The sequence below is a fragment of the Hyphomonas beringensis genome, from assembly GCF_000682755.1.
Taxonomy (GTDB): Bacteria; Pseudomonadota; Alphaproteobacteria; order Caulobacterales; family Hyphomonadaceae; genus Hyphomonas; species Hyphomonas beringensis.
On sequence record NZ_AWFF01000054.1, the window covers coordinates 152,689 to 163,743 of the forward strand.

The 11,055-nt window shown below is 56.9% G+C and carries 6 protein-coding genes; 4 read left to right on the plus strand and 2 right to left on the minus strand.

Annotated features, from left to right (window positions below; translation table 11 throughout):
• Window positions 1–3 precede the first annotated feature (3 nt).
• On the plus strand, window positions 4–3,420 hold the full coding sequence (locus HY29_RS13540; protein ID WP_034797767.1) for a TcfC E-set like domain-containing protein: 3,417 nt from the start codon (window positions 4–6) through the stop codon (window positions 3,418–3,420).
• On the opposite strand, the gene HY29_RS13545 is transcribed toward HY29_RS13540, so the two are convergent.
• The gene (locus HY29_RS13545) at window positions 3,417–4,181 is read right to left on the minus strand and encodes a response regulator (RefSeq protein ID WP_034797769.1); all 765 of its coding nucleotides are present in this window, start codon (window positions 4,179–4,181) and stop codon (window positions 3,417–3,419) included. The genes HY29_RS13540 and HY29_RS13545 overlap by 4 nt on opposite strands.
• A 475-nt stretch (window positions 4,182–4,656) precedes the next feature.
• On the opposite strand from HY29_RS13545, the gene HY29_RS18610 reads away from it, so the two are divergent.
• Both HY29_RS18610 and HY29_RS13555 read left to right on the plus strand, forming a co-directional pair.
• Window positions 4,657–7,752, plus strand: coding sequence for a PAS domain S-box protein (locus tag HY29_RS18610; RefSeq protein ID WP_162176728.1), 3,096 nt, complete (start codon window positions 4,657–4,659; stop codon window positions 7,750–7,752).
• 122 nt (window positions 7,753–7,874) lie between these two features.
• Window positions 7,875–8,273 (plus strand): response regulator transcription factor, encoded by a 399-nt coding sequence (locus HY29_RS13555; RefSeq protein WP_051601530.1) that lies wholly within the window; start codon window positions 7,875–7,877, stop codon window positions 8,271–8,273.
• Window positions 8,274–8,359: 86 nt separating this feature from the next.
• Here the strand turns inward: HY29_RS13555 and HY29_RS13560 are convergent, their stop codons facing one another.
• Complete coding sequence (locus HY29_RS13560; protein WP_034797771.1) at window positions 8,360–10,594, minus strand: TonB-dependent receptor; 2,235 nt, start codon at window positions 10,592–10,594, stop codon at window positions 8,360–8,362.
• Between the two features lie 226 nt (window positions 10,595–10,820).
• Between HY29_RS13560 and HY29_RS13565 the strand changes: the two genes are divergently transcribed.
• The coding region (locus HY29_RS13565; protein WP_155838331.1) for a hypothetical protein at window positions 10,821–11,055 on the plus strand (235 nt) is incomplete at its 3' end.

The following is an 11,055-nucleotide window of genomic DNA, read 5'->3' on the forward strand; positions in this document are numbered from 1 at the left end:
AGTGTGTGCCGGGGGAGGCGAATTATCAGAAAGTCCGCCTGTCAGTCTCGATCTGGCAATTGGCTGCGTCAGATACGCTGGACCACGTTCCTGACGGGGGTCCCGCTTCTGCTTGCGCGCACACCGCTTGCGCATGCGGGGACCATATCAGCAGCCATCAATGGACAGGATGCTACGCCAGCAACGACAGCCGGGAAAATCGCGCAGTCATTTAGCGATACAGACCAGCCCCTTGTCCTGCTCTCAGGACAGCAAGAAAATATTGAGGCCAGTCCCGTAAAGCTGGAGGTCGGACCTCCTGAAGGGTTTGAGGATCTTGATGGTCCTATCCAGACATATTTTGACGTTTTTTACCGTGATGAACGCATAGGCCTTTTCGAAGGCACGCTGGAAGACGGCCTGTTTACCTTCAGCAATCCTGCCGAACTCGCGCTTCAGCTGCCGGATATCAATCCGGCTGAAGTCGAAGACTTTCTGTCTACGCGCCTGGATGCAAATGAATCTCTGCGCTGCTTGCCTGGGGACCAGACCGGATGCGGAACACTGCGGCCTGGCGAGTCCGGCGTTGTGGTCGATCCGGAGCGCTTCCGTGTTTCCCTTTTCCTGGGGCGGGAGTATCTTGTCTCGATACCATCGCGCGATCTGCTGCTCGGCGATCCGGTTTCGCGGCCATCTCTCATCCAGAACATCGCGGGCAGCATATCTGCGTCTTCGCAATCTGAAGAGACCACCCGCTTCGGCGTCGCGCTGGATACATATGCCAGTGTTGGAAAAACGTCTGTGGTTTCGCGGATCAACGCAGACGACTCGCGCGGCCTGCGCTGGCAGGAAGCGTACGGGCAGCACTATTTCAAGAATATGAGAGTTGCCGGCGGTCTGATTCGGGATGAGGGATCTGCCAACCTCTCCAGCGCGACCTTCTACGGCGCGGAACTCTCATCGTTCGACCGGCGTGACGGATCGCAGGATAATGCCAGCGGAACCGTTCTGGACATCGTCTTGCCAACAGCCAGCCGGGTAGAGATCTACAGGAACGGTACGCTCGTTTCCGCCAGACAGTATGCGGCCGGTCTGCAGGTACTGGACACAAACGGCCTGCCGATCGGTAGTTATCCGGTGCGTATTGTGGCGCGCGATTCTTCCGGCATCATTCTGGATGAGACGCGGACCTTCTCCAAGACACCGGACCTTCCGCCGCCGGGTGAAACGAACTTCTCTGTCAAAGTCGGCGTACGTGCCACGGAAGGCACCAGCTTCTATGCGGCCCAGACACAAGAAACGAGTTTCCTTCCCGAAAGTACGGGAGAAAGCCTGGTCAGCGTTTCAGCCTCCCGCCGGCTGACCCGGTCAAGCGCAGCGCGTCTTGGCGTGACGGCGGTGGACGGAGATCTGTATCCTGAGGCGGAGCTCCAATTCTACAAGGGGGAATTGAGGGGAACCGCTGCCATAGCCATTGGGCCCGAAGATCAATATTCGGCCTACACGAATTTGAATTTCCAGATTGGCGATATCACGACGTCCCTCAGCGCCCGCAAGACTGAGGCAAACCTGATTGAGGCCGGCCAGCTTTATGATCCGGAAATCTATCGTCCGTTCTTCCAGTCTGAGACATCGGTCTTTGGCAGCCTTGCGACTCCGGCCTTTGGCGGCTCGCTGGGGCTGCGGGCGGGCTATTCGGAAAGCGACCTGGCCGCCAAGCGTGAAACCTTCGGTCTGAATTATACCCGGCCTTTCCGTACCAGACGTTTCGGTCAAGGCATCATGACCTTTGATGCCGTATCCTCGTCCCAGGAGACGCGGGTTGGTATCCGTTTTACATTCAGACGATCTCTCGGGCGCAATTCCAGCCTCAATGGCGCCGCAGGGTTCGATTACAGCCAGTATGATGATGATTTTGATCGCGACACACGTGCGGACCCGCTCGCGCTGCTCGGCTATACCCGGTCGGGACAGTTCCGGGGCGCGGCTGTCACGACCAATGCAGAGGCCGGTACATCGAACGGGGAAAGCAGACTGACCTTTGGGGGCTCTGCTGCCTCCCGGCGCGGCGAAGCAGACATCATCGCGGGTGTTTCAAGCTCACGGGATAATGATGAGGCGGACGTCTTCCTCGCTTCCAACCTGCAGACAGGATTTCTGGTTGAGGGATCCAAGGTCCAGTTCGGTATGCTGGGCTTTGGGGATGCGGCCGTTCTGGTCGAAGTGCCCGAAGATCGCGTGGCGGATCATAAGTCAGACGGCCGCTTCAGGGTGACTGTTGGCAATCAGGCCGGCACGACGCTGAAAGTTGGCGAGAGCGCTTCTATCCTGGTGCCATCACTGGCGAGCGCGACAGTTGGGCTTGTGCCGGAGGATGCCCCGCCTTTCGATATCGATCTCAGCCCCAGGAAAGTGCCGCTCTATCCGGGCAATGTCGTGCGGATGACGTGGGAGGCGACTTATGTCGTGTCAGCGATCGGGCGCCTGCTGGATGAGGCAGGCAATCCGATTGCCAACGCCATTGTCCGGAGCGACGCAGATCTGGCCGTCACGAACGAGCAGGGATATTTCTCAATCTCCGGAAACCTGAATGAGTATCTTCAGGTAAGGACGCAAGACGGCACGGAATGCCCGAATGCGGTCAAGCTTGTCTCGGAAACCGAAGGCAGGAATTATCTGCGCCTGGGTGATATTGTCTGTGTGTTGCCGCCAAAAACAGCGCAGGCAGAGCCGGAGCGTGCACAGGTTCCAGATGTTGTCGCGCAGCAGAAGACCCCTGCGGTTCGCTTCGAAAATACGGCTGTGAACCTGAAACTTGAAGACCCACCTCATCAGACGGCTGATGAGTATCAGATGTCGCAGATAAGACGGGCTCTTGAAAAGGCAGGCTCCGGCCATCCCCGTGACGAAGACACGCCGCAGGCGCGCAAGGTTGCGAGCCTCAAAGATGCCCAAGCGCCTGAAAGACCGAACCGGAAAGAAGTTGCTCGCGCAGCCGTTTCTTCGGTTTCTGTGACAGACGCGACATCATCTCTCGCTGCGGAGGCGAAAAAGCAGAAGATATCCTGGAAATACCCGACTGACGATCTGACGGTCTGGGTCGAGGGAGGGAACGCAGACAGGCTGATGGGGGTTAAGCCAGCAAGCCGTAAAACACAGGCGATCCGTATCAGGAATGCTCCAGGACGCTCACATCGCCTGGAGGGTTTGCTTGCCGCCCTTGAAACCGTGAAATGCGCAGTCGATCAGAGAGACCTGCTGCAATGCAGAGACGGGCGTGAGAAAATCCAGAGTTTGGTGCGCCCCATGATGACCTTTCAAACGGAAGGCTACGAGCATCTGACAGGCGTCAGACGGAGCCGTAACGGACTTGTTGCGGCGTTGTCCAATGAATCCGAGTTTGAGGATATATGGGGGCTGCTATCACGCCCGGAGGCCTAGGCCGCCAGAGCTGACAGTGCGGCTCTGTTGACGGCGTTTCGCACGTTCCAGATGTCGAATGGCTTCCTGATCAGGAACGGGGCTTCATCTGAGATAGCCTCTTGCACCAATGCCGGATGGGCCGTGATGTACACAACCGGTATAGCTTGTTTTTTGCGGAGCAGTATTTCTTCGACTGCCCGGGTGCCGAGTGAGCCGTCCGCCAGTTTCATATCCGAGATGATCAGGCCAAATTCTGTCTGCATGGCAACGTTCACCGCTTCGCTGTGCGTGTGAGCAGTGCCGGCAACCCAATGGCCCGACTGTTCGACAAGCAGTCCCAGCAACGCAGCAACATGTGGTTCATCCTCCAGGATCAGAACACCGGTTCTGACGGGTAGGAGGGAGGCCGCTGTCGCAGACTCGATCAGGCTATAAACGGTACGACCATCACAGCCCATGATAGAGGCCGTTTCTTCCAGGCTGAAGCCGCCGGAGAAGTGCAGCAGGCTGGCCCGGCGCTCTTCGCGGGACATTTTCTGAAGGGGGCCGCTGAATTGAAGCTTGGCAGGCTTTGCCTCCGCTTTGGGCAGAATGTGTCTGTCCAGAGCGATATAGAGACCTACTTTGCTCAAGGAGAAGTCAGGGTCTGTCGTCATTTGATGAGTAAGCGCTTGGACCAGGTCACAAACCATCTCATCGCCGACCTCGTGGTCGCCGATGACGCTGTGCGCATAGAGGCGCAGCATTGTAAGTTCGGATGTGATCAGATCGGAGAGCATGACAAGCTCCAGCTAAACTATCTAGCCCGTTTCATACGGTTCCCGCATGTCGCCTAGACTAAATTCGTATGCCTATAGGTTGAACAAAAAATGAATAACCCGCGAAATATTTTCGGGTATATTTGGTATGTGAAAGACTTGTCTTTCATGCCTCAATAGAGGGGCGATAAAGTAATTTCCATTACATGTGAAAGTACTGTGCTTGAACTGTAGTGGAAAATGCACGTTCGCTCAGCCAGGCAGGGCATGAAACGTCAAAACCCTCTGTATTTTCAGGTGTTTTGGGGGTGTGCCCCGATCAATTTGATGGTCGGATTTTTAAGGATAATTTACTTCAATAGTGTGAGCATTCGGCCAACAGATGAGTGGAAATAGCATGTTTGCATCTCAGGGAATGTTTTCTCGGTTTGGCCAGGCTGCGGCGGTATTGCCGAGGCCGGTATACTCCGTGCTGAAATGTCTGTGTGTCGCCAGCATGGTGTTCTTACTGGCCTATACAGCCATTCGTTACACAAACGGAGATGGACGGATCGCTGCGATCTGGCCGGTGAATGCCGTTCTGATTGTGCTTGTCCTGCGGCACCATCGTGTGCAATGGCCGCGTTTGTTGCTCGCCATGACGGTGGGCCTCGTGGCGGCCAACACTGTCATTGGGGATGATTTTCTGCGGGCGATATACCTGTCTGCCGCCAATACGCTGGAAGTCTTGATCGTCTCCGCCGCCATGAAATATCGGAAGCGGATCAAGCTGATCAGCCTGATGGGGATTGTCACACTTGTCGTTGCCGCTCTGGTGGCGTGCATCGCCTCGACAGCGCTTGCAACCATAGGGCTTTATACGTCTTCGCATGTGATTTCTTTCGGCACAGCCGCCATGTGGTTCGCGGCCGACTTTCTGGGCATCATGCTGGTTGTGCCTGTCCTCTGGTCACTGACTGACCCGTCAGTGAAACACATTACGGGCACCTCGCGCCTGCAAACATTCATCGAGTATGCGATTGTGTGTGGCATAACATTATTTGTCTTTGCCCAGACAAAATATCCTTTTCTCTTTCTCGTCCCGCCAGCTCTGGTGCTGCTCAGCTTCAGCGGCGGTGTCAAAGGGGCGGCCGGGGGGCTGTTGGCTGTTACGGCAATATCCATCCCGTTCACCTTCGCGGACAGCGGCCCGATTGGGTTGATGAGTGCGGACCTGGCTACCCGGGTTCTTACCCTTCAGGTGTTCCTGGCTGCCAATTCGGTTCTTGCCCTTTCTGTCGGTGCCGCCGCGGCTGACCGTCGGCGTATCTTCCTTCAGATGGAGCGCTCGCGCGAGAGATTGCGCGCGAAAAACATTCAGCAGAAAGAGATGATCTCCAAGGCGCAGCTTGCCGAACGTATGGCGGGCCTGGGTCACTGGGCCCTTGATGCCAAAACACAGCAAGTCTCATGGTCTCCGGAGGTCTATGCAATTCACGGCGTGACCGATGAGAACTTCAATCCTGCTTATGATGATGCGGTCAGCTTTTATATTCCTGAAGATCGCGAGATGGTATCAAGCATGGTCGCGAACGGGATCGAGAATGCCGAGGGCTGGGAGTTTCATGCCACGCTCAAGCGCAGGTCCGACGGCGCGCTGCGCCAGGTGCATTCGATCGCTGACTGTATTACGGATGAAAACGGTGAGGTTGTCCGTGTCATTGGCGTGTTCCGGGATGTCACGGACGAGCAGAAACTGCTGCAGGCCTTGAGCGAAAGCGAAGCGCAGTACAGGGTTCTGGCAGACCATTCGACAGACATTATCGTGCGGTTTGGTCTGGACGGCGTCATCACCTACGCTTCGCCCTCCTGCAAAGTTCTGGGCATCACGCCCGAACAAGCCATAGGGATGAGGACGGTCGATTTTGCCATTCAGGAAGATCGTGATTATGCGGAAGACATTACGACCGAACTGTTCGAGAAAGGGCGGCAGGAACTAACGGCCCGTCGTGAGGTGCGGGTCAGAAACGCTGAGGGCCAGATCATCTGGCTGGAGGGCAGTCCTCGGGTCATCAATGGGCCTGACGGCACGCCAGAGGCGGTGATTTCCACATTTCGGGATGTGACGGACCGGAAGGAGCGCGAAAAAGCGCTTGCTGAAGCCCGTATCGAGGCAGAGAAAGCTGGCCATGCGAAAACGGAGTTCCTCTCTCATATGAGCCATGAGATCAGGACGCCGCTCAATGGTATTCTCGGCTTTGCGCAATTGCTGTCCCAGACCGACATGGATGACCAGCAGCGGGTCTATCTGGACAAGACCGTTTCAGCTGGCCGCATGCTGCGCGAAATCGTCAACGACATCCTGGATTTCTCCAAGATCAGTGCGGGCAAGCTGGTGCTGGATCAGACCAGCGTGAATCTGAAGAGTCTGATTGGAGAAGTTGTCGGCATCGTGGATGCTGGTCGCGAAGACAAAACGGCCTCCATTTCCTATGATGTGCCTGATCTCAGTATCAAATCTGATGATGTGCGTCTGAAACAGATTCTGACCAATCTGGTCGGGAATGCCGCCAAGTTTACCCGTCAGGGCAGTATCCAGGTAAAGGCCCGCAAAGAGAATGCTCTTCTTGTCATCGAGGTGACGGATACCGGCGAGGGGATTGCGGCCAAGCAGTTGGAAAAGGTATTTGAGAGCTTCCAACAGGCTGACAACAGCACGACGCGGCGCTTTGGCGGCACAGGTCTCGGCCTCTCCATCAGCCGTTCTCTGGCACGGCAGCTGGACGGAGATCTCGTTCTGGAAAGCGAGCTGGGCGTCGGCACAACTGCGCGGCTGACATTACCTTTCGTCGAGGGAGACCGCCTGGAAACGGAAACCGATGTCGCCGAAGCGGGTGGCAAGACCGCCGCTCTCAAGATACTCGCGGTCGATGATGTCGAGATGAACCTTGAGCTGCTTGAGTTCGGCCTTACCAAGGCCGGACATGAGGTTGTGACATCGAATTGCGCTGAACAGGCCATCGATTTGCTTGTCCAGGAAGGCGACTTCGACCTGGTCCTCATGGATATTCAAATGCCGGAGATGGATGGGGTGACAGCCACGCGGATGATCCGTGTACTTCCCCAACCTGTTTGCGACACACCGATCATCGCCTTGTCAGCGAATGTCCTGCCAGAGGATGTGAGCCGCTATCTCGAAGCGGGCATGAGCGCTCATTTTGCCAAGCCTGTGGATCTTGAGGAGCTGGACGGGTTCATTCGCAAGACCATGAAGAAGCATTCCGCAGCCTGCCCCGCCAGCGCGCCTGAAGAAGCAGCGAAAGACCCATATGCGGAGCTGGCCGAGCGCTACAGGGTCTACCTGTCAGGGGTCGCGATGGAATTCCTGGAGATCATGGAAAAGGATGACCAGGAAGAGACCCTTCAGGAGGTCTACCGGATCGCCCATTCCATCGCAGGCGCGGCTGGCAGTTTCGGCTTTGATGACGTGTCCGAAGCGGCGTTTGCGCTGGAGGCTGCTGCAAAGAAACTGATCGGCACGGGCCAGTACTCGGAAGAGTTCATTTCCGAAGTGAAGAACTTCATGCAGACCACGGAAAAAGCGGCGGCATGATGCCGGCATATCCGGACTTTCCTATTTCGGCGCTCTGACAAAATCGATGAAATTCAAAACATCGGCTTAATTTCAGATTTCCCATATCGCGCTACAAAGACAGGGAGAAAGAGGATTTCGACATGCAGAAGCAAAAGATTCTGGTTGTGGACGACGACGCGATGCTGCGAACACTGCTGACGTTCAAGCTGTCTGCAGAAAAATACAGCGTCCTGGAAGCTCCCGATGGTCAGCAGGGGCTTGAGCTTGCACGTAAGGAGCTGCCGGACCTTATCGTTCTCGACAGCATGATGCCTGTTCTGGATGGAACGGGGACGATCAAGCAACTCAAGTCAGACCCTGACCTGAAATCCATTCCCGTCATTATGCTGACGGCCCGCAGGGAAGAGTCGGATGTGTCAGAAGCCATGAGCCTGGGCGCCGCTGATTTCATCAACAAGCCTTTCAATCCGGACGCCCTGGTGCAGCGCATCAAGCGCCATCTGGATCTGCCGACATCGGGCCTGCAAAGCGCGCTTTAGGCTCGCTGGCCTAGTCAGCCTTGCCTACGAAAACAAAAGGGCGGCGCCGCAACAAGCAGCGCCGCCCTTTGCTGTATATCGTTGGCTTAGTAGCGGGCCGACAGGCGCACGCCATAGGTTTGCGGCGTACCGAAGACAGACACTTCATCGCCCACAAACGGAATGATGCTGACGCGGTAGAGCTCGTCATTCATGTTCTTGCCCCAGAGAGACAGCGTCCAGCTGCCATCTGCGGCGGCAACACCAATGCGACCATTCACCAGGCCATAGCCGTCTTCCACATTCGTATTGGCAGGGCCCCAGAAGAACTGGTCCTGATAGGAATAGTTCAGCGCCGCGACAAAATCGAGATTGTCAGTCAGGCGATGCTTCACATCCGCCCCGAGCGTGTACTGGTAGTCCGGCGTTCTCTGCAGTTTGTTGCCGCTATAGTCCAGGCCGCGGAGAGGATCGATGTAATCCTTGTACTCCGTATCCAGGAATGAGCCTGCTGCAAACAGGGTCAGCCATTCGGTCGGCAGAACACGCACCTCATATTCTATGCCCTTGATGGAGGCGTCGGCGGCGTTGGCCACAACCAGGGTCAGATTCTCATCATCCAGAAGCTCGACCTGAAGGTCGGAGAAGTCTGTGTAGAAGGCCGCGAGGTTGGTCCGCAGGCGATTGTTCAGCCACTCGGCCTTCAGGCCAACTTCATACGTCGCTGCGGATTCCGGATCATACGGTGTTTCCGCGGCCACGGCATTGGCCGTCGCGCCTTGCCAGCCGCCGCCCTTGTAGCCGCTTGCATAGGACGCATAGAGCAGGGCGTCCTCGGTGGGTTTCCAGTTCAGCGCGATCTTCGGCGTGAACTCAGACCATTCCTTGCTGTCGACGACATCATACGCTTCTTGCAGAGGGGCAGGTGAGAACAGGTCGCCCGGTTGGCCAAGGTCCAGAATTACGGCGCGCGTATCCAGATCCTTCTTGTCGGTCGTATAGCGTCCGCCTACGGCCAGGGTCAGGTTCGGCATCAGATCATATTCGACCTCGCCAAAGGCCGCATAGCTGGCCGTGTCGCTATAGCCGAGGAAGATATTGTCCCCATCCAGCGTATCGCGTGTGCTGCCCGGTCCGCCCGGCAGGAAGGAGGTCGCCGTGTTGCGCGACACGCGCTTCACATTTTCATCCAGATAATAGAGGCCGGCAATCCAGCGCAGGCGATTGTCCTGGGATGAGGCCAGGCGAATCTCCTGCGTCACGCCCTGATACATTTCGTGCTGCGTCAGCGTGCTGTCCGTGATGGAGGGCGGGGACCCTGCGCCGGCCTGCGTCCAGCGGCCATCTCCCAAACCATAGCGGTAGGCGGCCAGATAGGTGAGGGACATCTCGCCGATATCCCATTCCAGGCGGCCAGTGAGGCCCGCCGTATCGCGGTCAGCATACTGCTCATAGGGGGAGACGTTGGTGCGCGGATCAGACGGTACGTTCGGCGTGATAAAGCCAAAGCCGGGCAGGGTCGGGTCGTCCACCGCATGGCGGGATGGGCCGCCCCCACGATCCTTGCTGTAGTCTGCAATAATGGAAACGAACACATTTTCTGAGGCATCCCAATTCAGGGAGAGACGCCCAGCGACGGAATCCTTGTCTTCCAGTTCCTGGCCAATGACCACATTCTCTGCATAGCCATCATGGGCTTCACGGAACAGTGCCAGGCGCGCAGAGGCTTTCTCGCTGATCGGTCCGGTCACATAACCTTCGGCCAACACGCTGGAATAATTGCCCAGAGAGATAGAGCCACCGGCGCCGAATTCGTCCTGCGGTGCTGCGGTGATCAAATTGATGGCGCCGCCGACAATGTTCTTGCCGAACAGCGTGCCCTGCGGGCCGCGCAGAACCTCAACGCGGGAAAGGTCAAAGATGGGCGGGGTGGCAGAGCCGCGGCGTCCGACATAGATTTCGTTCAGGAACGTGCCGATGGATGGGTCAGCCGTCGCGCCATTCAGGCGGACAGAGCCGACGCCCCGAATGAACATTTCCGATTCCATGCTGTTCTGGGACTGGAAGGTGAAGCTGGGCACCTGCAGGGCGATTTCAGAAAGATCCGTGATCTGCTCATCACGCAGCTGGTCGCCGCCAATGCCGGTCACGGCAATGGGAACATCCTGCAGGCTTTCCTCGCGCTTCCTGGCCGTGATGACCAGTTCGTCCAGCATCAGCGGATCGCCCTCATTCGCGGTCGTGTCTGCCTGGGCCCAGGCTGCGCTCGGCATGGCGACGGCGATGGCGGCGGTGGCCACTGCGGAATAGAATACGCCCTTGGTGAAACGCGATTGCGCCATAATAGCTTCCTCCCAGAAGATGTTTGTTAGTTTTGTTAAGCAAGTATCTCGTCTGGGATAGTGATCTTGTCAAGCCTGTCTTTATTGGCTGTTGCAATTATGTGACGGAAAAGATGACTTGCATAAATATGGTTTCAGGTCTCTGCCCTGCAGGGCGCCAGACGCGCAATTTCATCCCCTAATCCGTCTGAAAAGGGGCGCGTTCATACTTTGGGGTATGCGTGAGATGGGTGATTTTCTTGAGCGGGGGCTGGAGCTGGCGCGGCGGGCTGTGGTGACGGTGGTGGGCCGGGACAATCTCCAGCTCAACCCGGAAACCATGCCGCGCTCGCGGCGGGCCAGGGCCAATGGCCGGCTCAAACAGATCGAGACAATCGTCCGGCGTCTGATCCTTCTCATGGCGCTTGCCTTGAGGCTGGAACCGCAAGCTGCGTCTCAGCCGCGCGCACCAAAGGTTGAGC